The organism is Streptomyces sp. NBC_00425 (assembly GCF_036030735.1).
Taxonomy (GTDB): domain Bacteria; phylum Actinomycetota; class Actinomycetes; order Streptomycetales; family Streptomycetaceae; genus Streptomyces.
In genome coordinates, this window is record NZ_CP107928.1 from 1,623,814 (window position 1) to 1,645,461 (window position 21,648).

Below are 21,648 nucleotides of genomic sequence, written 5' to 3' on the forward strand. Positions count from 1 at the left end.
GTCCGCGGTCACGGTCTCCGGGTGGCCCGGTGCACGAAGGCGGGCGGAAGGTTCGTCCACACCGGCCTCGAGCGTTCCAGCCGGTCGAAGCGGCGGGCGAGTTCCGCGGTGAAGTGGCGGGCGGGCGGGGTCCAGGCCGCGTGCAGATAGGCGAAGGTGGTGAACCGGCCGCCGGGCGCGAGGACTTCGGTCACGGCGTCCAGGATGTGTCCGCGCCGGTCCTGCGGCATGACCGTCCAGGGCAGCCCGGAGACCACCGCGTCGACCGGTTCGCCCACCGCGGCGGCCAGTTCGGCGGCCGTGCGCTGGACCACGGTCAGCCGGGGATCGTGCCGGGTGGCCGACAGCCGGGCGGCGAGCACCGGGTTGAGCTCGACGGCGACGAGCCGTGCGTCCGGGGCGAGCCGGGCGAGGATCGCATCGGTGAACACCCCGGTCCCCGGGCCGAGTTCAGCGACGATCCGGGCCCGTTCCAGACCGATGCCCTCGGTCATCGCGTAAGCCAGCCGTCGTGAACTGGCCGCCACGGCACCGGTCATGAGGGGCCGCCTGAGGAACTCGGTGGTGATCGACATGGCGGCCATGCTGGAAGCACCGCGCGTGGCCTCACGTCGTATCTCCGGCCGGTGTCCGTACGACTGCGGGAGGACCCCGTGACGCCCGCCAGGACGATGCCGGGGAGCGGGCCCCGGCCGTAGCGTGAGTCGGTGCAACGGCTGATCGAGACCCTGCCCCGCCTGCGGCGCGGACATCCGTGGCTGACGGACGTCCTGCTGCTCGTGCTGGTGGCCGTGCCCCCGGTGATCCGCCCGCAGCCGGGCTGGCGGCCCGTCTGGGTACAGGCGGTCGTGTACGCCGCCCTGGTGCTGCCCCTGCTGTGGCGCCGTCACCGGCCGGTCCTCGTCGCGGCCCTGGTGACGGCCGCGTTCTGGGCGCAGTACCTCGGGCAGGTGTGGGGACAGGAACCGGGACGCGGCGCCGTCGCCCTGGCCGCGGCCCTGGCCACCCTCACGGTACGCGGCCTGCGCCGCGCCGCCGCGGCGACGGTGGTCTGTGCCGCCGCCTGCGTACTGCTGTGGATTCCCGCGTGGCAGCGGGACCACGGCGGCCCGGGCGCGCGCGGTGCCTTGCTCACCCCGCTCGCCGTGGGGCTCCTGCTGGCCGGGGCCTGGGTGTTCGGCGAGTACATCCGTGCCCGGCGCGCCTATGTCGCCGAGTTCGAGCGACGGGCCGCGCTCGCCGAGTCGGAGCGCCTCGCCCTGGCCCGGGTCGCCGTCGCCGAGGAGCGGGCGCGTATCGCCCGCGAGATCCACGACGTCCTCGCGCACGGCGTGAGCGTGATGGTGCTGAACGCCGAGGGCGGCAGGCTGATGCGGCACACCGACCCCACGGTCGTCGACCGCACCCTCGGTGTCATCAGCGCGACCGGCCGCGAGGCCCTGGACGAACTGCGCCGGCTGCTGGAGGTGCTGCGCACCCCGGACGCGGACCCCCCGGCCCGCAGCCCCGGCGACGGCAACGGCGGGGCCGGCGATTCTCTCTCCGCCGATCTGCGGCGCCTGGTCGGGCGCCTCGACACGAACGGCACGCGCGCCCGGCTGGACCTTCGCGGAGAGCCGGGCGGCCTTCCCGCGGACCTCACCGCGCAGACGTACCGCATCGTGCAGGAGGCGCTCACCAACGTCGTCAAGCACGCCCCGCCGGACGCCACGATCCAGGTACGGGTGGACACAGGCGCCGAGGGGCCGGGGCGACTCGTCCACGTCCAAGTGGAGAACTCGGCGGGAACGGGAGCGGGAACGGGAACGGGAGCCGTCCCGGAGTGCCCCGCCCCGCTGCTCTCCCGTGGTCACGGACTCACCGGCATGCGCGAACGCGCCGCCCTTCACGGCGGAAGCGTCGACGCCGGACCCACACCCGGCGGAGGCTACCGGGTCACCGCCACCCTGCGCCCCGGGACCGAGCCCACCACGGGGACTCCATGACCGGCCCGGCTCCGGCCCCGACTCCGGATGCTGCCCCGTCGTCGTCGCGGGTGCTGATCTGCGACGACCAGGAGCTGATCCGGATGGGGCTGCGCATGGTCATCGACAGCCAGCCCGACCTCACCGTGGTGGGCGAGGCCGCCGACGGGGACGCGGCGATCACGGGCGTGGCCGCCCTGGAGCCGGACCTCGTCCTGATGGACGTGCGCATGCCCGGTCTCGACGGGCTCGCCGCGACCGAACACCTCTGCGCGCAGCCCGACGGCCCCAGAATCCTCGTCGTCACCACCTTCGATCTCGACGAGTACGCCTACGCGGCCCTGCGCGCCGGCGCGAACGGATTCCTCGTCAAGGACGCCCCCGCCGAGGAGATCCTGGTCACCGTCCGCGCGGTGCTGCGGGGCGAGGTCATGGTGGCGCCCTCGCTCACCCGGCGTCTGGTCGAACGCTTCGTCCGGCAGGCCCCCGCTTCCGCGGCCGCCCAGCGCGCCCGCCTGGCCGCGCTCACCGAGCGGGAACGAGAGGTCCTCGCCCTGGTCGCCCGGGGGCTGGCCAACGGCGAGATCGCCGAGCGCCTCTTCGTGGGAGAGACGACCGTCAAGACCCATCTCGGCCGCATCCTGACCAAGCTCGGCCTCCGCGACCGTGTCCACGCAGTGATCTTCGCCTACGAGAGCGGGCTGATACGGGCCGGGGACTGAACGGCGACCGACGCCCACCGACACGATGCGGCTGTGCGGCTGTGCGGCTATGCGGCCGCGAGGAGGATGGCCGTGTAGTGCGCGGCGAAGGCGGCGATCGTCAGGGCGTGGAAGACCTCGTGGAAGCCGAACCACGAGGGTGAGGGGTCCGGGCGCTTGAGTCCGTAGACGACGGCTCCCGCGGTGTAGAGCAGGCCGCCGACGACGACGAGGACGACGACGGCCGCGCCGCCGGTGCGCGCGAAGTCCGGGAGATTGAAGACGGCCACCCAGCCCAGCGCGATGTAGCACGGGGTGTACAGCCACCGGGGAGCCCCGATCCACAGGGTGCGGAAGGCGATCCCGGCGAGCGCGCCCGCCCACACCACGGCCAGCAGCAGCCGCTGCCGGTCCGCGGGCAGCAGCAGTACCGCCAGCGGGGTGTAGGTGCCGGCGATGATGAGGAAGATGTTCGCGTGGTCCAGCCGCCGCAGCACCGCCTCACCGCGCGGGCCCCACGTCCCGCGGTGGTAGACCGCACTGGTGCCGAACAGCAGGCAGGCCGACACCGCGTACACCGCGCAGGCCGCCACCGCCGCCCCCGAACGCGACACGGCGATCAGGACGATCCCGCCGGCCAGCGCGAGGGGGAACACGCCGGCGTGCAGCCAGCCGCGCATCCGCGGCTTCAGCGCGGCCACTGCACGCTCCATACCGCCTTCGAGCCCGGTGGCGGCTGTCGGCCGACGGGTCGCGGCGGGTGAGTCGTCCTCCGCCGCGGCCCGCACGGCGTCGGAGGTGTTGCCGGGTGCGGGCTGCGGCTCTCGGTCCGGGGACGGCGGCTCAGTTTCATCGGCGATCATGCACTCATCTTCTCGAAGTGCCCTGGGCAAGCGGTCCGGCGGGGTGGCGCACAGCGTCGGCCGGTCACCGGCGGGCGGTCAGCGTCGGCCGGTCACCATCGGCCGGTCAGCGCCGGTCGGTCACGGCGGCCGCCGGGCCCGTGGTGCCGGCGGGGTGGTGGTCGACGTCCGGACGGGGCGGCCACGGCCGTGCCGGCCCCGCGCGCTCGGCGGGCGGGTCAGGCCCGGAGGTAGGCGAGGACGGCCAGGACCCTGCGGTGCGTGGTGTCCGTCGGAGGCAGGTCCAGCTTGGTGAGGATGTTGCCGATGTGCTTGCCGATCGCCGCCTCGGAAACCACCAGCTCCTTGGCGATCGCGCCGTTGGACCTGCCTTCGGCGATCAGTGCCAGCACCTCGCGTTCGCGCGGCGTGAGCTGCTCCAGCGGATCGCGGCGGCGGCGCAGCAACTGGCGTACCACCTCGGGGTCGACCACCGTCCCGCCGTCGGCCACCTTGTGCAGCGCTGCCACGAACTCCTCGACCTGGCCGACCCGGTCCTTGAGCAGATAGCCGACGCCCGATCCGTCGCCGGAGTCCAGGAGTTCGGCGGCGTACGTCCGTTGCACGTACTGGCTGAGGACCAGGACGGGCAGTGCGGGGCGCTTCTCACGCATCCGCACTGCCGCGTGCAGTCCCTCGTCCTGGAAACCGGGCGGCATCCGCACGTCCGTCACGACGATGTCGGGGACATGTTCCTCGACCGCGTCGACCAGTGCCCGCGCGTCCCCGACCGCGGACACCACCCGGTGTCCGCAGCGGTCGAGCAGGCCGATGAGCCCTTCCCGCAGCAGCACGCTGTCCTCGGCCAGCACTACGCTCAGCGGTCGGCCGCCTCGGGCACCTCGCAAGGAAACTCCACACGCAAGAGGGTCGGTCCACCTGGCGGACTGGTCAGGGCAAGTCTGCCATCGAGGACCGAGACCCGGTCGGCGAGTCCGGTGAGTCCGCTGCCGGCCGAGGGGTCCGCACCGCCGCGGCCGTCGTCGCGCACTTCGAGGAACAGGCGTCCTTCGTGATGTCCCCCGCTGACCTGCGCGCGGCCGGCGCCGCTGTGTTTGGCGACGTTGGCCAGCGCCTCGCAGACCACGAAGTAGGCGGCGGATTCGATCGCCCGGGCGGGCCGTCCCGGCAGTGCGAGGTCGACGTCGACGGGGACCACGCAGCGGTCGGCGGCGTCGCTGATCGCGGCGGGCAGGCCGTAGTCCGTGAGGACCTGGGGGTGGATGCCGTGGATGAGCTCACGCAGCTCCGCGAGCGCCTTGCCCGCCTCCTCGTGGGCCCTGGTGAGCTGCTCGGCCAGCGGGCCGGGCGGGGCGTCCATGCGGGCCAGCCCGAGGGCCATCGTCAGGGCGACGAGGCGCTGTTGGGCGCCGTCGTGCAGATCGCGCTCGATACGGCGCCGTTCGGCCTCGAAGGCGTCGACCAACCGGACACGGGAGCGGGCCAGTTCGACCACCGTGGCGCCGAGGTCGCCCTCGCGTGGGGCGATCAGGAGCCGGGCCAGGCCGGCCCGGGCGCCCGCCGTGACACCGAGGAGGTAGGCGCCCAGGCCCGTCAGGAGCAGGCCCAGTACGGCGACGCCGAAGGCGGTCGGCCAGGCGGTGACCGTCCACTGTTTGAGCACCTTCGCCTCGTGGCCGTCGCCGACCGTGGCCATCAGCAGCGGAGTGGCCGCCAGGGACATCGGGCAGAGCAGCGCGACGGTGACGGCCAGCGCGTCGACCGGCCACAGCAGCCCGGCGAACAGCAGCGTGTACCCGAGCTCACGCCAGGTCGTCTGTTCGCGCAGCCGGGTGGTCAGCCAGGGTCGCAGTCCCGGTGCGGCCGGCGTCCGGTGCCCGTCGGACACCGGGTCGCGGTCGACCAGGCGCATCCTGCGCCGCTCCACCCGGGCCACCGGTATCCCGCCGAGGGCGACCACCACGAGCAGCGGCAGCCCCACCAGGACGACGGCGAGCGCACCGCAGACCACGGCCACCGCCACGATGCCCACCAGGGTGACGGCGCCCGTCAGCGCGCCGGTGAGCAGATACGCGGCGGAGCGCCAGGGCCAGGCCGAGAGCAGAAAGCCGGGCCGGGACATGGCCTGCCACACATTCCGAGGGTGCATGTGCATGACCGTAGGCGGCCCCACCGGTCCGGTGCCATCGGTCCAGGACCCGTGTCGGAGGTATGCCTGGCCCTACCCCGGGACTCGGTCCGGCCTCACTGCGCCGCGGGAGGCTTCCGCGGTTTCGTGGAGACACCGACGAGCCGAGGGACAGATACTGATGGGGCACCACATGAGCAACGACGCGATCCGGCTGGACTCCGTGACCCGGCGATACGGCTCGGGCGGCACGTCCGTCACCGCCCTCGACCACGTGTCGCTCGCCATCCCGAGGGGGACGTTCACCGCCGTCATGGGCCCCTCCGGGTCCGGCAAGTCGACCCTGCTGCAGTGCGCCGCCGGCCTGGACCGGCCCACGTCGGGCTCGGTCACCGTGGGCGACACGGAGCTGACCGGGCTGAGCGAGACCGCGCTGACCCTGTTGCGCCGCGAGCGCATCGGCTTCGTGTTCCAGGCGTTCAACCTGCTGCCCTCGCTGACCGCCGAGCAGAACGTGTCCCTGCCGCTGCGGCTCGCCGGCCGCCGCCCGAAGAAGGCACAGGTGCGTGAGGTGCTCCGGCAGGTCGGACTCGGCGACCGGGCGCGGCACCGACCGTCGGAGTTGTCCGGCGGTCAGCAGCAACGGGTCGCCCTGGCCCGCGCCATGATCACCCGTCCGGAAGTGCTGTTCGGCGACGAGCCGACCGGCGCGCTCGACTCGCGGACCGGCCGCGAGGTGCTGACGCTGCTGCGCGGCATGGTCGACCGGGACGGCCGGACGATCGTCATGGTCACCCACGACCCCGTCGCGGCCTCCTACGCCGACCGCGTCGTCCTCCTCGTCGACGGCCGGGTCGACGGCGAGCTGCTCGGCGCCTCCGCGCAGGACATCGCGGCGCGTCTGTCCGGGCTGGAGGCGGCGCCGTGCTGAGCACCACGCCGGGCGCCCTGCGCACCCGATGGGTCACCTTCGTCGGCAGCTTCGTCGCCCTCTGTCTGGGGGTGGCGCTGGTCGCCGTGATGGGACTGACCCTCGCGTCCTCGCTGGACGCACCGCAGCGCGGTCCGGAGCGGTTCGCCGCCGCGCCCGTCGTCGTCAGGGGCCAGGACACCCTGCGGGTGCCCACCCCGATCGGTGAGCGCAGCCAGAAGCTCGCGCAGCCGCGTGCCGTGCCCGCCGACGCGGTCGCGAGGCTGCGGAACCTCGGGACCGTCGTGCAGGACCGGTCGTTCGCCGTGCGGGCGGAGGGCGGGCCCGCCGATCTGGTGGGCCATCCCTGGCCCACCGCGGCCTTCGCGCCGTACCGGCTCGACGCGGGGCGTGCGCCCGAGGCCGCGGACGAGGTCGTCGTCAGCGGTGACTGGGCCCGTCCGGGGGCGCGGGTGCGGACCGACGGCGGCACCGTGCGCGTCGTCGGCACCGTGGGCGTCGTCGGCGCCGTGACCGGGCCGGGCTTCGAGAACGCCGTGTTCTACACCGACGCCCGCGCCGCCGAACTGTCGCCGCGCAGCTCCCAGCTCGTGGTGGACGCCGATCCGGCGGCCGTGCGCGAGGCGGTGCGCGGCGACGAGGGCGTCCAGGTCCTCACCGGGGACGCGCGCCGGTACGCCGACCCCGACCCCGACCGCGACCGCGAGGCCCTCACCGCGATGAACGCGATGTTCGGCACGGCCGGCGGTGTCACCGGGTTCGTATCGGTGTTCGTGGTGGCCTCGACGTTCGCGTTCGCGGTGGCCCAGCGACGCCGCGAGTTCGGACTGCTCCGCACCGCCGGGGCGACCCCGGGGCAGATCCGCCGCATGGTCGTCCGGGAGGCGCTGGCGGTGGGTGTGCTCGCCTCGGCCGCCGGGTGCGTACTCGGTTCCCGCGCGGCGCCGGGGCTCGCGAGATGGGCGGTCGAGGAGAACCTCGCACCCCGCTGGTTCACCATCGGCGACCACGCCTGGCCCTGCCACGTGGCGTTCTGGACGGGGCTGTCGGTGGCCCTGTGCGGCGTGCTGGCCGCGTCCTGGCGGGCGGGGCGCACCGGTCCCGCCGAGGCGCTGCGCGAGGCGTCCGTGGACACCCGGCCGATGACACGGGGGCGCCTGCTGTTCGGCGCGGCCCTGCTGACCGCCGCCGCGGTGACGCTCGTCTGGGCCCTGGTGACGAACCCGGGCGAACTGCTGCAGCGCAAGACCTACGTGAGCCGGCCCATGCTGCTGATCACCGCGGTCGCCCTGCTCGCGCCGGCGCTGGTGCGGTGGCCGACCCGGCTGATCGCCTGGCTGCCGGCCCGGCTGCCGGGCGCCGGCGGGATGCTGGCGCGGGAGAACGCCGCTGCCGGGGTGCGCCGCACCGCGGCCGTCGCGGCGCCCGTGCTGGTCACGGTCGCGCTGGCGGGCTCGCTCCTCGGCGCCACCGCGACCCTGGACGAGGCGAGGGCCACCGAGGTGCGCGGGCGGACGGCCGCCGACCTCGTGGTCACTTCGGCGGGCGACGCCGGTTTCGACGAGGCGACGGTGCGGCGGCTCAGGGGCGTGTCCGGCGCCGAGGTCTCGGCGAGTTCGTCGAGCGCGGTGTACGTCCTGGAGGACGGCGTGGCGCTCATCAGATCCGAGGCCAGGGCCGTCGCGCCGCGGCCGTTCGCGGCGACGGCCCGTCTTCCGCTCGCCGCAGGGACCGTGAGCGCTCTCGACGACGACTCGATCATCGTCAACGAGGAGTGGGAGAAGCACACCGTGGGTGAGCGGGTGGACGTGTGGCTCGGCGACGGCACGAGGAGGTCGTTGCGGATCGCCGCGGTCATGACCGTCGGCACCGGCGACAACGGCGTCTACGTCACCCCGCGCAACGCCGCCGCGGCGCCCGTCGACCGGGTGGACGTACGCCTCGCGGAGGGCGCCGACGTACGCGCCGTGGCGGCCGGACTGCGTCAGGCGGTGCGAGCGTCGGGCGGGGAGGTGGTCACCAGGGACGCCTGGGTGCGCGCGATGTACCCGCGGACCGACCGCACGACCCGGATGGGCGTCTTCCTGGTCCTCGGGATCGCCCTGCTCTACACCGGCATCTCGCTGGCCAACACGATGGTCATGGCGACCTCCGACCGGTCCCGCGAACTGGCCGTGCTGCGGCTGGCCGGCGCCACCCGGTGGCAGGTGCTGCGGCTCGTGGGCGCGGAGGCGCTGATGGTGGTCGTGGTCGGCGGGCTGCTCGGAGCACTGGTCGCCGGTCTCCAACTGGCGGGCATGTGGGGCGCGTTGGGCCTGCGCTCGGTGTGGACGTCCGTCGAGATGCCGTGGGCGACGCTCGCGGCGGTCCTGGGCGCCTGCGCGGTGCTCGCCGTGATCTCGGCGGTCGTTCCGGCCGGCCTCCTGCTGCGCCGCGCGGCGGTGGACGGTGGGGCGGGAAGGCGATGACCTTCCCGCCCCGCGGGGCCTGCTCGAACCGGGTCCACGGCCTCCCCCGACTTCGGCGCCCGCTCACCTCGTTCCGAGATGCTCAGTGCGTCGGCGTGATGCCGAGCCGCTCCGCGAGTTCGCCGGCGCCGACGCCGTACGTCTCCCGGATCCGCACGCCGTCGGGGCCGACGTCGAAGACGCCGTGGTCGGTGTAGACGCGGCTGACGCAGCCGACTCCGGTGAGCGGGTAGGCGCACCGCGGCACGAGCTTGGGCTCGCCGGAGCGGGTGAAGAGGGTCATCATCACGTAGACGTCCTTGGCGCCGATGGCGAGGTCCATGGCACCGCCGACGGCGGGGATGTCGTCCTGCCTGCCGGTGTGCCAGTTGGCGAGGTCCCCGTCGAAGGCGACCTGGTACGCGCCGAGGACGCAGACGTCGAGGTGCCCGCCGCGCATCATGGCGAAGGAGTCGGCGTGATGGAAGTACGCCGCCCCCGGCAGTTCGGTCACCGGGACCTTGCCGGCGTTGGTCAGGTCGGGGTCGACCGCGTCGCCCTCGGCCTTGGGGCCCATGTTGAGCATGCCGTTCTCGGTGTGCAGCACCACCCCGGATCCGGCCGGCAGATGGTCGGCGATCTTGGTGGGCTGTCCGATGCCGAGGTTGACGAACGCGCCGGCCGGGATGTCCCGGGCGATGACGGCCGCCAGTTCGTCCATCGAGAGCCGGTGGTCGGCACCGGCCCGATCGCTCGACGCGGTGGTCATCGTGCCCCCTGAACGGTGTAGCGACGGGCCGCCACCTGGACGACCCGGTCGACGTAGATGGACGGCGTGACGACGGCCTCGGGATCGAGCTTTCCGGGCGCGACGATCTCGTCGACCTGGACGACGGTGGTCGTCGCGGCCGTGGCCATGACCGGTCCGAAGTTGCGCGCGGTCTTGCGGTAGACGAGGTTGCCCAGCGTGTCCGCGAGGTGTGCGCCGATCAGCGCGTAGTCCCCCTTGATGGGGTACTCCAGCAGGTACGTGCGGCCGTCGATCTCCCGCTCCTCCTTGCCCTCGGCGAGCGGAGTGCCGACCGCGGTCGGGCAGTAGAACGCGCCGATGCCGGCGCCCGCCGCACGCATCCGCTCGGCGAGGTTGCCCTGCGGCACCACCTCCAGTTCGACTTTGCCCTCGCGGTAGAGCCCGTCGAACACGTAGGAGTCCGCCTGGCGGGGAAAGGAGCACAGGACCTTGCGCACCCGGCCGGCGGCCAGCAGCGCGGCCAGCCCGACGTCGCCGTTGCCGGCGTTGTTGGACACGATCGTGAGGTCCTTCGCCCCCTGCCTGATGAGCGCGTCGATCAGATCGAACGGCATCCCGGCCAGGCCGAAGCCACCGACCAGGACCGTGGAGCCGTCCTCGATCCCGGCGACCGCGGCGTCGGTGCTGTCGACGATGTCGGCCCGGCTCACCGGGTCGCCCCCGTGCCCGCGCAGTTCTCGAGGACGACGGCCAGGCCCTGGCCCACCCCGATGCAGATCGCCGCGACGCCGTAGCGCTGCCGGGTCTCGCGCAGCACCTTGGCCAGGGTGGCGAGGACCCGGCCGCCCGAGGCGCCCAGCGGGTGCCCGATCGCGATGGCTCCGCCCTTCTGGTTGACGAGGGCGGGGTCGACCTTCCAGGCGTCGAGGCAGGCGAGCGACTGCACCGCGAAGGCCTCGTTGAGCTCGACCGCGCCCACCTGGTCCCAGCCGATCCCGGCCCGGGCCAGCGCCCGGTTCGCGGCTTCGACCGGGGCGTAGCCGAAGGCCTGTGGCTCCAGCGCGCTCATGCCGCGGCCGGCGATGCGGGCGATCGGGTCCGCCCCGACGGCGGCCGCGGCCTTCTCGCTGCCCAGCAGGACGGCACAGGCCCCGTCGTTGAGGGGGCTGGCGTTGCCCGCCGTGATGGTGCCGCCCTGGTCCGGCGTCCGGAAGACCGGCTTGAGCCCGGCCAGCACCTCCGGCGTGGATCCGGCCCGGATGCTCTCGTCGCGGGTCAGTCCGACGCCCTCGACCGGCGCCACCAGGTCGTCGTAGAAGCCCGACTCCCATGCCTGGTGGGCGAGCCGGTGGGAGCGGGCGGCGAACTCGTCCTGCCGTTCGCGGGAGATGCCGAAGCGCTCCCGGAGCTGCTCGTTGGCCTCGCCGAGGCTGACCGTCCACTCCTTCGGCATCCGCGCATTGACCAGCCGCCAGCCGAGCGTGGTCGAGACCGCGGTGACGTCGCCGGCCGGGAACGGCTTCGCCGACTTGGGCAGCACCCACGGCGCCCGGGTCATCGACTCGACGCCGCCGGTCAGCACCACCTCGGCGTCGCCGGTCTCGATCATCCGGCCGGCCGTCATCGCCGCGTCGAGGCTCGAGCCGCACAGCCGGTTGACCGTGGACCCGGGCACGCTCACCGGAAGGCCGGCGAGCAGCGCCGCCATGCGGCCGACGTTGCGGTTCTCCTCGCCGGCTCCGTTCGCGTTGCCCCACACCACGTCGTCGATCGCGGCGGGGTCGAGGCCGGGCACCCGGGCGAGGGTCGAGGTGATCGCGGCGGCGGCGAGGTCGTCGGGCCGGACCCCGGCCAGCGCGCCGTTGAAGCGGCCGAACGGCGTCCGTGTGGCGGCGTACAGGAAAGCACTCATGGCAGCGACGCTAATCCGGGCCCGCGATATTCTGAAGTACGCATATCCGAGCTGATTGATACGGATGACCTATGGATCTGCGCCACCTGCGGTACTTCGTGGCTGTGGCCGAGGAGCGTCACTTCGGTCGCGCCGCCGAGCGCCTCCACATGGCCCAGCCGCCGCTGTCCACCCAGATCCGCCGGCTCGAGGCAGAACTCGGCGTCGAGCTGCTGCACCGCACCACCCGCCGCGTCGACCTCACCGAGGCCGGCCGGGCCTACCTGGAGCGGGCGCGCGCGATCCTCGCCGGCGTCGACGAGGCCGCCCAGCACGCACGGCTCGTCGCGGCCGGTTCGGTGGGCCACCTCGCGATCGGCTGTGTGGGCTCGGCGACGTACAGCCTGCTGCCCGCCCTCTCACGGCGGCTCACCGAGGAGCTTCCCGGCGTCGACTTCTCCTTCCGCGGCGAGATGCTCGCGCCCGACCAGGTCGAGGCGCTGCGCACCGGCGCGATCGACGTCGCGCTGCTGCGTCCCGTGGCGGCCGGCCGCTCCCTCACCGTGCACGCCCTGCGCCGGGACCGGCTGGTCGTCGCCGTGCCGGTCGACCACCCCCTCGCCCGCCGCAGACGGCTGCGCGCGGCGGACCTGGCCGGCGCCGACCTGATCGTGCACTCGGCCGGCCGCCGGTCGGTGATGTACGACGTCGTCCTGGGCCTCCTGCGCGACGCCGGCGTCGAGCCGCACATCCGCCACGAGGTCGGCGAGACCTCGACGCTGGTCACGCTGGTGGCCGGCGGTCTCGGCGTCGCGGTCGTGCCCGAACCCGTGACCGCCCTGGCGCTCGACGGAGTCGCCTATCTGCCGCTGGCCGGACCGGACGCCCGCGTGGAACTGGCGGTCGCCCACCGCGCGGACCGCTCCGAGCCGCATCTGGCGCGCACCGTGGGGATCATCCGGGCGATGTTCCGGTGACTCCGCAGGTCTGAATGGCTGTGCCGTTTGTGAGCGCACACATTCCGCCGGGAGGAGCGACACCGTTCCGGAATAACGGAAATCAAGGTCAAGGGATGGCATGACCTTTGTTTCCGCACTCTTGACCGTTCAACGGTGTTGACCCGGTGTTCACGCCAGCGTAAAAAAGGCGGAGTCACGGGACCGGTCGATCACCGCCATTCGTACGAGAACAGTCCAGGCACACCCTGGACCGGCTCCGACACCAGAGCCGCCGACGCACCGTTCACGCCCCGCCCAGCCCCCCACGAACCGGATGAGTGATGGCGTCCGGGCATCCCGATTGTTAGCGCTCACAATCCCCGGTCGGCGGCCGAACACCCCCCTGCTGCCCACGCCTTCGGCACCGGGCCAGTGAAGAACGCAAGACGGAAGAGGTTCACAGTGATAACCAGACACCTCGAAGGGCTCCGCCTGAGGGTCGTGGGCGCGGTCCTCGCCCTGCTCGCCGGCCTCCTGGCCGGGGTCATCAGCACCGCCGGCACGGCCGAGGCCGCCTCGTCCCTGCCGTGCGACATCTACGCCTCCGCGGGCACACCCTGCGCCGCAGCCCACAGCACCACGCGGGCGCTCTTCGCCGCCTACAACGGCCCTCTCTACCAGGTCAAGCGCGCCTCGGACTCCGCCACCGCCGACATCGGCGTCCTCAGCGCCGGCGGCTACGCCAACGCGGCGGCGCAGGACTCCTTCTGCTCGGGCACGACCTGCATCATCACCAAGATCTACGACCAGAGCACCCGCCACAACGACCTGACCGTCGAGGGGCCGGGCGGCAACGGCGGGCAGGACGTCGGCGCGATCGCCAACGCGCTGCCGGTCACCGTCGGCGGTCACGCCGCCTACGGCGTCTTCGTGTCCGCCGGCGTCGGCTACCGCGACAACAGCACCACGGGCATCGCCACCGGCAGCTCACCCGAGGGCGCCTACATGGTGACCAGCGGCCACCACGTCAACAACCGCTGCTGCTTCGACTACGGCAACGCCGAGACGTCCGGCAACGACACCGGCAACGGCCACATGGACGCCATCAACTTCGGCACGGAGTGCTGGTTCTCGTGCTCCGGCGCCGGATCGGGTCCCTGGGTCGAGGCCGACCTCGAGAACGGGCTGTTCTTCGGAGGGAACGGAGCCAACTCGGCCAACACCGGGATCTCCAGCGAATACGTCACGGCCATGGAGAAGAACAACGGCACGACGACCTACGCGATCAAGGGGGGCAACGCGCAATCGGGCTCACTGACCACCTGGTACGACGGGGCGCTGCCCAACCTCGGCGGATACACTCCCATGCACCTGGAGGGCGCCATCGTCCTCGGCACCGGCGGTGACAACAGCAACGGGTCCGACGGCTCCTTCTTCGAAGGCGTCATGACCTCCGGCTACCCGACCAACGCCGCCGACAACGCCGTCCAGGCCAACATCACCTCCGTCGGCTACACCACCCCGGCCGTCACCTTCCCCGTCGCCGGCACCGCCTACCGGCTGACCAACCCCAACTCCGGCAAGGTCCTGGACGCGGTGAACTGCGGTACCGGCAACGGGACTTCGGTCGACCTCTGGTCCTCGCTCGGCAACGCCTGCCAGCAGTGGAAGTTCGCCGGCGCGGGCAACGGCCACTACACCATCACCAACGTCAACAGCGGCACCGTCCTGGACGACAAGAACTGCGCGCAGTCCAACGGCACGACCGTCCAGCTGTGGGCCTCGCTCGGCAACCGCTGCCAGCAGTGGGACGTCACGAAGGTCGGCACCCACTACACGATCTCCAACGTCAACACCGGCATGACACTGGACGTCGCGAACTGCGGAACGGCCAACGGCACCGCGGTGCGCCAGTGGCAGCAGCTCGACAACGTCTGCCAGCAGTGGGACATCGCCCCCTGACCCGATCACCGGGTCACCGACGGCCCGCCGGACTTCCCACCGGCGGGCCGTCGCACTGCGACCACACCCACGACGTGCCCGCCCTGGCGTAAAAGAGGATAATTCACTCATACCGGGTGGGCGTGAGCGACGTCCCCGTGACCGTGGAAGGGCGGATCGGACCATGTCGAAGAAACCACGCTCGTCCGAACCACCGCACGGCGAGGGTCCCAGCCGTCACACGGGCGGCGAGCACCACGGCTGGTCCCCCGACGTGGACGAGACCGGCCGGCAGGACAACCCGAGCGCCCACCGCTCGTTCCACCCGGGTGAGCACGCCGGGGACCGTGGCCGCGGCCGGACGAAGTCCGCGCAGGAGACGAAGTCCGTGCCGGGTGACACGGTCGAGACTTCCGGTGCGCGCGGCGAGGAGTACGGCGACGCCGAGGAGAAGGGCAGGCACGACGCCGGACGCAGGGGCCGCTCGCAGCGCCCCAGCGGCACGAAGGACGCGTCCTCGAGGAGCGGTGTGGACCCACAGGACCCGCCGTCCGGGCCCCGAGCGGGCTGACCTTCCGATCGGGGGCCGGACGGGCGCTCTCCTCGGCGAGCGGCGCGCCCTGTCAGCAGATGCGCGGCAGTTGCTCCCCGATCGGCAGATCGACGACGCGCGTTCCCCCGAGGCCGGTCCGGGTCACGACCATGCCGGGATGCTCCTCGACGGCCTCACCGATGATCACGGAATCCGCGCCCAGCGGATGCGCCCGCATCGCCTCGAGGACGGCGTCGGCGTGCTCGCGCGGCACGAAGGCCACGAGCTTGCCCTCGTTGGCGATGTAGAGGGGGTCCAGCCCGAGAACGGCGCAGGCGTTGGCCACCGGAGGCGGGACGGGGACGTCGCGTTCCCGGATGACCACCCCGGCGCCGGAGGCCGCCGCGATCTCGTTGAGCGCGGCCGCGAGGCCGCCCCGGGTGGGATCGCGCAGGACGTGCAGATCCGGGGTGACCGCGAGCATGGCGTCGACCAGGCCGCCGAGCGCCGCGCAGTCGCTCTCGATCTCCACGCCGAACTCCAGGCCCTCGCGCACGCTCATGATCGCCACTCCGTGGACGCCGATGGCGCCGCTGACGATCACGACATCGCCGGGGACGACCCGCTGCGGACGCAGGTCGACGCCCGCGGGGACGAGACCGATGCCCGCCGTGTTGATGAACACGCCGTCGCCGTGGCCTGCCTCCACCACCTTGGTGTCACCGGTGGCCACCTGCACCCCGGCGGTGCGCGCGGCAGCGCCCAGCGCCTCGGACACCCGCGTGACCACGTCCAGCTCGACGCCCTCCTCCAGGATGAATCCGCAGGAGAGGTAGGCGGCCCGAGCCCCGCTCATGGCGAGGTCGTTGACGGTGCCGTTGACCGCCAGGTCGCCGATGCTGCCGCCGGGGAAGAACAGCGGACGCACCACGTAGGAGTCGGTGGAGAACGCGAGCCGGGCGCCGCCCAGGGCGACGACGGCGGCATCTCCCATCTGGGCGAGCACCTCGCCCCCGTAGGCGGGCGCGAAGATCTGCTGGACCAGTTCGGCGGACAGGGCTCCGCCACCGCCGTGGCCCATCACGACGCGCGGCCGGTCGCGCAGGGGCGCCGGACACGTCCACGCCTCGACGTCCAGGGCGGCGGTGGGAAGAGCGGTGGCGGGAACAGCGGTGGTCTCAGACAACGGGGGTCGCCTCCCTGGCCTTGCCGGCGGGCATGTCGAGCCGCCGGTAGAGGTAGTACGCGGCGCAGGCGCCCTCGCTGGAGACCATGGTGGCCCCCAGGGGGGTGCGCGGGGTGCACACGGTGCCGAAGGCCTCGCACTCGTGCGGTTTGAGCAGTCCCTGCAGGACCTCCCCGCTGCGGCACGCGGCGGGTTCCTCGGTCCGGATGCCGTCGACCGGGAAGCGGTGCTCGGCGTCGTGGTCGCGGTACTTCGGCGACAGCCGCCAGCCGCTGCCGGGGATCACCCCGATGCCGCGCCAGGCACGGTCGGTGACCTCGAAGACGTCCTCCAGCATGGCGCGGGCTGCCGGGTTGCCCTCCGGGCGCACGGCCCGCGCGTAGGCGTTGTCGACGGTGCGCTCACCGCGTTCCAGCTGGTGCACGGCCCGGCGCACGCCTTCGAGGATGTCGAGCGGTTCGAAGCCCGTCACGACGATCGGCACACGGAAGCGCTCCGCGAGTTCCGGGTACTCCTCCATGCCCATCACGCTGCAGACGTGTCCGGCCGCGAGGAAGCCCTGCACCCGGCAGCTCGGCGACGACATGATCGCCTCGATGGCCGGTGGCACGCGGACATGGGACACCAGCATGCTGAAGTTGGAGATGCCCGACTTCCGGGCCTGATGAACCGTCATGGCGTTGGGGGGCGCCGTCGTCTCGAAGCCGATGCCGAAGAACACGACCTCGCGGTCGGGGTTCTGCCGGGCGATGCGCAGCGCGTCGAGCGGCGAGTAGACGACGCGCACGTCACCGCCCTCGCCCCGGACCTGGAACAGGTCCCGCCCCGTGCCCGGCACGCGCAGCATGTCGCCGAAGGAACAGAAGATCACCTCCGGCCGGGAGGCGATCTCCAGGGCCTTGTCGATGACCTCCAGCGGGGTCACGCACACCGGGCACCCCGGCCCGTGGATCAACTCAAGCTTTTCCGGCAGGAGTTGGTCGATCCCGTGCCGGATGATGCTGTGCGTCTGCCCTCCGCACACCTCCATCAGGGCCCACGGCCTGGTCACCGTGGCGTGGATGTCGTCCAGGAGCCGACGCGCCAGCTCCGGGTCCTGGAACTCGTCGATGTACTTCACTTGCGCACCTCTTCCACGGCGTCCTCGCCCGCCTCCATCGCCGCCGACTCCCAGGGGTCGCCGAACTCCTCCTGCAACAGCCCCAGTTCGGCGAAGAGTTCGAGCGTCTGCCGCGCCGACTCCTCGTCCAGGCGTTGCAGGGCGAACCCGACGTGGACGATGGCGTACTCGCCGACCCTGAGGTCGGGCAGGTACTCCAGGCACACCTCCTTGACCACGCCGCCGAAGTCGACGGTGGCCATCCGGGTGCCGTCACGTTCCTCGATGTCCAGCACTTTGCCGGGTACCGCCAGGCACATGGGCCTCTCCTCGCTGTGGTCGGGCGTTGCTCAGTCGGTGGGACGGGAAGGGGGCCGGGCGGCCACCATCAGCTGGCCCAGCGCCAGGCCGCCGTCGCCCGGCGGCACCAGGCGGTGCCGCAGGACGGTGAAGCCGTCCTCGCGCAGGACGGCGGCACAGGCCGTGGAGAGCAGCGTGTTGGCGAACACGCCGCCCGTCAGGGCCACCGTGTCCCGTCCGTGCAGCTCCCGCGCCCACACGCAGACCCGGTGCACGAGGGCGGTCACGGCCCGGTGGAAGCGCGCCGCGACGACGCCCGGCGCGACGCCCGCGCGCAGGTCGCCGACGATCGCCGCGAGCACGGGGGCCGGATCGGCTCGCAGGGCGCCTCCGGCGCTCGCCGCGTCGCGGCCGTCCTCGGGCACGTGCAGGGCGAAGGCGTACGCGGCGGTGTCCGCGGCGGGCGCGTGCACAGCGGCCCCCTCCAGCTCGACGGCGGCCTGCGCCTCGTACCCGGCCCGGTGGCACACCCCGGCGAGTGAGGACACCGCGTCGAAGAGCCGCCCCATGCTGGACGTCGGGACGCAGTTCAGCCCACGCTCCAACTGCCTTTCCAGAAGCGGTAGTTCGTCGGGCGGACAGGCCGCCGTGCAGGCCAGGTCCGTGGACCAGCCGATCCCGGCCGCCCGCAGATGGGCCAGCGCCATGCGATACGGGCGGCGCACCGCGGCGTCGCCGCCGGGCAGCGGGACGTACGCGAGGTGCGCGAACCGGGTGAAGCCGTCGTAGTCGGCGAGCAGGAACTCCCCACCCCACACTGCGCCGTCGTCACCGTGGCCAGTGCCGTCGAACGCGACGCCGATCACCGCGCGGGTGCCGTCGAGCCCGTGCTCGGCCATGGCCGCGGCGATGTGCGCGTGATGGTGCTGGACGCGTACGACCGGCCGGCGTGCCGCGTTCCGGTCGGCCCACCGGGCGGACCGGTAGCCCGGATGCCGGTCGGACGCCAGGGTCTCGGGCCGCACGCCCGTGATGCTCTGCAACTGCGCCACCGCGCGGCCGAAGGCCTGCTGGGTGGCGAGGTCGTCCATGTCGCCGATGTGGGCCGACAGCCAGGCGCGACGGTCCGCTGCCAGGCAGAAGGCGTTCTTCAGGTCTCCGCCGACGGCGAGCGCCGGCCGCACGGGCAGCGGCAGGGAGAGCGGCAACGGGGCGTAGCCACGCGAGCGGCGGATCACCAGCGGCTCCCCGTCGCAGACGCGGACCACGGAGTCGTCGCACGGGACGTGGATCGGCCGGTCGTGCGTGAGCCAGGCGTCGGCGAGGTGCGCGAGCCGCTCCAGGGCCTCGGCGTCGTCGGTGACGATCGGCTCACCGGAGACGTTGCCGCTGGTCATGACGAGCAGCCGGGGCCCGGCCGGGTCACCGGGCAGGCCGAGCAGCAGATGGTGCAGGGGGGTGTACGGCAGCATCACACCGAGGTCCGGGCTGCGGGGCGCGACGGCCTCGGCGGGACACGGGCGCCCGTCGGCGTCCGACGGCCGCGGGAGCCGCCTCATCAGGACGACCGGCCGGGCCGGGCCTTCGAGAAGGCTCCGCTCCTCGGGTCCGAGCCGGACGAGGTGACGGACGTCGTCCGCGGACCGGGCCATGACGGCGAACGGCTTGTCGCCGCGCGCCTTCCGGCGCCGCAGGAGGGCCACCGCGGTCGGGTTCGCGGCGTCGCAGGCCAGGTGATAGCCGCCCAGGCCCTTCACGGCGAGGATCGCGCCCCGCGTCAGCAGGGTGCGCGCCTCGGTGACCGGGTCCGCCCCCGCCCCGCTCCCGGGCCCCGGTTCCCGGCCGAGGACCAGCCGCAGCCGCGGCCCGCACGCCGGGCAGGCGACCGGCTGCGCGTGGAACCGGCGGTCGGCGGGGTCCGCGTACTCCCGGGCGCAGTCGGGGCACATCGCGAAGCCGGCCATGGTGGTGTGGGACCGGTCGTAGGGCACTGCGGTGACGATCGTGAAGCGCGGGCCGCAGTGGGTGCAGTTGACGAAGGGGTGACGGTACCGCCGGTCGGCCGGGTCGGCCAGCTCGGCGAGGCAGTCGGCGCAGGTGGCGGCATCCGGGGAGACCAGGGTGCGGGCCGGCCCGTCGGTGCGGGAGGCGAGGATGGTGAAGCCGGTGCCGCCCGCGGGAGGCATGTCCCGGTGCCGCACCGACTCGACGCGGGCCAGCGGGGGCGCCTGGGCGGCGATCCGGTCGCAGAACCGGGCCACGGCCGAGGCGGCGCCCTCGACCTCCGCCACGACGCCCTCGGGTGTGTTGGTCACGTGTCCGGCCAGGGCGAGCTCGGTGGCGAGGCCGTACAGGTAGGGCCGGAATCCCACGCCCTGCACCACTCCCCGGACGGTGACCCGGCGTCGTAGCGGAGTGTCCTCGACGAGGGCGGCCGGGGCCTGCTGACCGCTCACGGGTGGGTGTGGGCCATGGTGCCGTCGGCCTCCGGGGCCGCGTGGGAGTGCCCGTCGTGGGAGCGCCCGTCGTGAGCGTGAGCGTGGGCGTGGGCGTCGTGCACGTGGGGGTGACCGTGGTGCGCGTCGTGGGGGTGGACGTGCCCGTCGTGCGGGTGCGAGTGACCGTGGTGCTGCGGCGGCCGGGCCATCACGGGCGTGTGGACCGGCTCTCCGGCCGCGGCCGCCGTCGCCCGGTCGAGCAGCGCGCCGATCCCCCGCCCCCGGCGTGCGGAGGTCAGGATCACCTCGACTCCCGGGTTGACCTGTTCGACGTTCGCGCGGAAGGCGAGCTCGTCGAACTCGACGGCCTGCGCGATGTCGGTCTTGGTGAGCACGACCAGGTGGGCGAGGCCGAAGGCGGTGGGGTACTTGAGCGGCTTGTCCTCGCCCTCCGTCACGGAGGCGAGCGTGACCCTCAGTGTCTCCCCCAGGTCGTAGGAGGCCGGGCAGACCAGGTTGCCGACGTTCTCCACGAACAGCAGCCGGGTGTCGTCGGGCAGCCATCCGTCGAGGTGCCCGGCGAGCATCCCCGCCTCCAGGTGGCACAGTCCGTCGGTGAGCACCTGCTTCACGGGGACGCCCGAACGCGCCAGGCGGACCGCGTCGTTCTCGGTGGCGAGATCGGCGCTCAGTGCCGCGACGGGAACGGACCGCTCCCGTGCCCGCAGCAGTTCCTGCTCCAGCAGCGCGGTCTTGCCGCTGCCCGGACTGGACATCAGGTTGACGACGGCCGTGCCGCGGGCGGCGAGGCGGGCGCGCAGTGCGTCGGCGCTCGCGTCGTTCTTCGCGAGTACGGCCTGCCGCAGGTCGACGACACGGCACATGGTTCAGCGCTCCTCGGAGATCGGTTCGCGGGTGGACGCGTTCGGAAGGCCGTCCTCCCAGTGCACGTCGACGATCTGCAGCTCCCGGCCGGCGAGCAGCTCGGTGTGCGCCGCACCGCACGCGGGGCAGGTCAGCCGGGGTGGCATGCCGACGGCCCATTCGTGCGCACAGGGCGTGCAGCGGGCCCGCCCCGGCACCTCCTCGGTGATCAGTTCGGCGCCTTCCAGCACGGTTCCGGCGCAGGCCAGCTCGAAGGAGAAGGCGAGAGCGTCCGGTACGACGCCGGCCAGTTCGCCCACCTGGAGCCGTACGGACCGCACCGCCGTGACGCCCGCGGACCGGGCGGCGGCCTCGGCCACCTGGTCGACGACGGCCAGCGCGACGGACATCTCGTGCATGGGGCTCCGTCCTTTCGCAGGCTGCCTCCGCCGGGCTTCATTAGAGGCGCGCCCGCCCGGGTCGCACGGCCCGGCACGCCGTCACCGGCTTCGCGGGTACGCCGTTCGACGCAACCGCACGGCGCACCGGGGGCGCCGGCGGTCACATCCGTCGGATCCTCAGGTAGCGCCTGATGTCGGGGAACACCTCGGCGAAGACGGCGACCACGGCGGCCAGGGCCGCTCCGCCGATGACGATCTTCTTCATCTCGTCTC

The 21,648-nt window shown here is 73.1% G+C and carries 21 protein-coding genes; 7 read left to right on the forward strand and 14 right to left on the reverse strand.

Features of this window, described 5'->3' with window-relative positions; translation table 11 throughout:
- Nucleotides 1–8: 8 nt before the first annotated feature.
- On the reverse strand, nt 9–575 hold the full coding sequence (locus OHS82_RS06645) for a class I SAM-dependent methyltransferase (protein WP_328433487.1): 567 nt from the start codon (nt 573–575) through the stop codon (nt 9–11).
- A gap of 132 nt (nt 576–707) precedes the next feature.
- Here OHS82_RS06645 and OHS82_RS06650 point away from each other — a divergent pair, with 132 nt between their 5' ends.
- Entirely contained in the window at nt 708–1,985 is a 1,278-nt protein-coding gene (locus OHS82_RS06650) for a sensor histidine kinase (RefSeq protein ID WP_057580946.1), read from the forward strand.
- Nucleotides 1,982–2,686, forward strand: a complete 705-nt coding sequence (locus OHS82_RS06655; RefSeq protein WP_328433488.1) for a response regulator transcription factor — start codon at nt 1,982–1,984, stop codon at nt 2,684–2,686. The genes OHS82_RS06650 and OHS82_RS06655 overlap by 4 nt, the downstream gene beginning before the upstream one ends.
- A 47-nt stretch (nt 2,687–2,733) precedes the next feature.
- On the opposite strand, the gene trhA is transcribed toward OHS82_RS06655, so the two are convergent.
- The 3 genes from trhA to OHS82_RS06670 form a co-directional block, all read right to left on the reverse strand.
- Nucleotides 2,734–3,528, reverse strand: coding sequence for a PAQR family membrane homeostasis protein TrhA (gene trhA / locus OHS82_RS06660; protein ID WP_199863845.1), 795 nt, complete (start codon nt 3,526–3,528; stop codon nt 2,734–2,736).
- A gap of 218 nt (nt 3,529–3,746) precedes the next feature.
- Nucleotides 3,747–4,379, reverse strand: a complete 633-nt coding sequence (locus OHS82_RS06665; RefSeq protein ID WP_057580948.1) for a response regulator — start codon at nt 4,377–4,379, stop codon at nt 3,747–3,749.
- Nucleotides 4,380–4,384: 5 nt separating this feature from the next.
- A complete protein-coding gene (locus OHS82_RS06670) occupies nt 4,385–5,650 on the reverse strand; it encodes a sensor histidine kinase (protein WP_328436034.1) in 1,266 nt (421 codons plus the stop codon).
- Nucleotides 5,651–5,849: 199 nt separating this feature from the next.
- Here OHS82_RS06670 and OHS82_RS06675 point away from each other — a divergent pair, with 199 nt between their 5' ends.
- The gene (locus tag OHS82_RS06675; protein ID WP_079041421.1) at nt 5,850–6,587 is read left to right on the forward strand and encodes an ABC transporter ATP-binding protein; all 738 of its coding nucleotides are present in this window, start codon (nt 5,850–5,852) and stop codon (nt 6,585–6,587) included.
- Nucleotides 6,581–9,055 (forward strand): ABC transporter permease, encoded by a 2,475-nt coding sequence (locus OHS82_RS06680; protein ID WP_328433489.1) that lies wholly within the window; start codon nt 6,581–6,583, stop codon nt 9,053–9,055. The genes OHS82_RS06675 and OHS82_RS06680 overlap by 7 nt, the downstream gene beginning before the upstream one ends.
- An 82-nt stretch (nt 9,056–9,137) precedes the next feature.
- Here OHS82_RS06680 and OHS82_RS06685 read toward each other — a convergent pair whose 3' ends face one another.
- From OHS82_RS06685 to OHS82_RS06695, 3 genes are read right to left on the reverse strand one after another with little or no spacing between them, the layout of a single operon-like run.
- Nucleotides 9,138–9,803, reverse strand: coding sequence for a 3-oxoacid CoA-transferase subunit B (locus OHS82_RS06685; RefSeq protein ID WP_057580951.1), 666 nt, complete (start codon nt 9,801–9,803; stop codon nt 9,138–9,140).
- Entirely contained in the window at nt 9,800–10,495 is a 696-nt protein-coding gene (locus OHS82_RS06690; protein ID WP_057580952.1) for a 3-oxoacid CoA-transferase subunit A, read from the reverse strand. Before OHS82_RS06690 ends, OHS82_RS06685 begins: the two co-directional genes overlap by 4 nt.
- A complete protein-coding gene (locus OHS82_RS06695; RefSeq protein ID WP_057580953.1) occupies nt 10,492–11,697 on the reverse strand; it encodes a thiolase family protein in 1,206 nt (401 codons plus the stop codon). The genes OHS82_RS06690 and OHS82_RS06695 overlap by 4 nt, the downstream gene beginning before the upstream one ends.
- Nucleotides 11,698–11,768: 71 nt before the next feature.
- Between OHS82_RS06695 and OHS82_RS06700 the strand changes: the two genes are divergently transcribed.
- From OHS82_RS06700 to OHS82_RS06710, 3 genes are all read left to right on the forward strand, one after another.
- Nucleotides 11,769–12,653, forward strand: coding sequence for a LysR family transcriptional regulator (locus OHS82_RS06700; RefSeq protein ID WP_057580954.1), 885 nt, complete (start codon nt 11,769–11,771; stop codon nt 12,651–12,653).
- A 423-nt stretch (nt 12,654–13,076) separates the two neighbouring features.
- Nucleotides 13,077–14,576, forward strand: a complete 1,500-nt coding sequence (locus OHS82_RS06705) for an arabinofuranosidase catalytic domain-containing protein (RefSeq protein WP_328433490.1) — start codon at nt 13,077–13,079, stop codon at nt 14,574–14,576.
- 163 nt (nt 14,577–14,739) lie between these two features.
- Nucleotides 14,740–15,126, forward strand: coding sequence for a hypothetical protein (locus tag OHS82_RS06710; protein WP_057580956.1), 387 nt, complete (start codon nt 14,740–14,742; stop codon nt 15,124–15,126).
- A gap of 52 nt (nt 15,127–15,178) precedes the next feature.
- Here the strand turns inward: OHS82_RS06710 and hypE are convergent, their stop codons facing one another.
- The 7 genes from hypE to OHS82_RS43460 all read right to left on the reverse strand — a co-directional run bounded on the left by hypE (nt 15,179) and on the right by OHS82_RS43460 (nt 21,640).
- Nucleotides 15,179–16,273 (reverse strand): hydrogenase expression/formation protein HypE, encoded by a 1,095-nt coding sequence (gene hypE / locus OHS82_RS06715; RefSeq protein ID WP_328433491.1) that lies wholly within the window; start codon nt 16,271–16,273, stop codon nt 15,179–15,181.
- Nucleotides 16,266–17,393, reverse strand: a complete 1,128-nt coding sequence (hypD, locus tag OHS82_RS06720) for a hydrogenase formation protein HypD (protein ID WP_057580958.1) — start codon at nt 17,391–17,393, stop codon at nt 16,266–16,268. The genes hypE and hypD overlap by 8 nt, the downstream gene beginning before the upstream one ends.
- A complete protein-coding gene (locus OHS82_RS06725; RefSeq protein ID WP_079041406.1) occupies nt 17,390–17,692 on the reverse strand; it encodes a HypC/HybG/HupF family hydrogenase formation chaperone in 303 nt (100 codons plus the stop codon). Before OHS82_RS06725 ends, hypD begins: the two co-directional genes overlap by 4 nt.
- A 30-nt stretch (nt 17,693–17,722) precedes the next feature.
- On the reverse strand, nt 17,723–20,128 hold the full coding sequence (gene hypF / locus OHS82_RS06730) for a carbamoyltransferase HypF (protein ID WP_328433492.1): 2,406 nt from the start codon (nt 20,126–20,128) through the stop codon (nt 17,723–17,725).
- A complete protein-coding gene (gene hypB / locus OHS82_RS06735) occupies nt 20,125–20,994 on the reverse strand; it encodes a hydrogenase nickel incorporation protein HypB (protein ID WP_328433493.1) in 870 nt (289 codons plus the stop codon). Before hypB ends, hypF begins: the two co-directional genes overlap by 4 nt.
- Before the next feature lie 3 nt (nt 20,995–20,997).
- Nucleotides 20,998–21,393 (reverse strand): hydrogenase maturation nickel metallochaperone HypA/HybF, encoded by a 396-nt coding sequence (locus OHS82_RS06740; protein ID WP_057580961.1) that lies wholly within the window; start codon nt 21,391–21,393, stop codon nt 20,998–21,000.
- 142 nt (nt 21,394–21,535) lie between these two features.
- Nucleotides 21,536–21,640, reverse strand: a complete 105-nt coding sequence (locus OHS82_RS43460; protein ID WP_373430421.1) for a DUF6893 family small protein — start codon at nt 21,638–21,640, stop codon at nt 21,536–21,538.
- Nucleotides 21,641–21,648 lie beyond the last annotated feature (8 nt).

What these genes read in the sequence shown, in the direction of transcription:
- OHS82_RS06645 (WP_328433487.1), bottom strand. Translation starts at nt 575, where the DNA reads ATGTCGATCACCACCGAGTTCCTCAGGCGGCCCCTCATGACCGGTGCC.
- OHS82_RS06655 (WP_328433488.1), top strand. Translation starts at nt 1,982, where the DNA reads ATGACCGGCCCGGCTCCGGCCCCGACTCCGGATGCTGCCCCGTCGTCG.
- trhA (WP_199863845.1), bottom strand. Translation starts at nt 3,528, where the DNA reads ATGATCGCCGATGAAACTGAGCCGCCGTCCCCGGACCGAGAGCCGCAG.
- OHS82_RS06670 (WP_328436034.1), bottom strand. Translation starts at nt 5,650, where the DNA reads ATGTCCCGGCCCGGCTTTCTGCTCTCGGCCTGGCCCTGGCGCTCCGCC.
- OHS82_RS06675 (WP_079041421.1), top strand. Translation starts at nt 5,850, where the DNA reads ATGAGCAACGACGCGATCCGGCTGGACTCCGTGACCCGGCGATACGGC.
- OHS82_RS06685 (WP_057580951.1), bottom strand. Translation starts at nt 9,803, where the DNA reads ATGACCACCGCGTCGAGCGATCGGGCCGGTGCCGACCACCGGCTCTCG.
- OHS82_RS06695 (WP_057580953.1), bottom strand. Translation starts at nt 11,697, where the DNA reads ATGAGTGCTTTCCTGTACGCCGCCACACGGACGCCGTTCGGCCGCTTC.
- OHS82_RS06700 (WP_057580954.1), top strand. Translation starts at nt 11,769, where the DNA reads ATGGATCTGCGCCACCTGCGGTACTTCGTGGCTGTGGCCGAGGAGCGT.
- OHS82_RS06710 (WP_057580956.1), top strand. Translation starts at nt 14,740, where the DNA reads ATGTCGAAGAAACCACGCTCGTCCGAACCACCGCACGGCGAGGGTCCC.
- OHS82_RS06725 (WP_079041406.1), bottom strand. Translation starts at nt 17,692, where the DNA reads ATGTGCCTGGCGGTACCCGGCAAAGTGCTGGACATCGAGGAACGTGAC.
- hypB (WP_328433493.1), bottom strand. Translation starts at nt 20,994, where the DNA reads ATGTGCCGTGTCGTCGACCTGCGGCAGGCCGTACTCGCGAAGAACGAC.
- OHS82_RS06740 (WP_057580961.1), bottom strand. Translation starts at nt 21,393, where the DNA reads ATGCACGAGATGTCCGTCGCGCTGGCCGTCGTCGACCAGGTGGCCGAG.
- OHS82_RS43460 (WP_373430421.1), bottom strand. Translation starts at nt 21,640, where the DNA reads ATGAAGAAGATCGTCATCGGCGGAGCGGCCCTGGCCGCCGTGGTCGCC.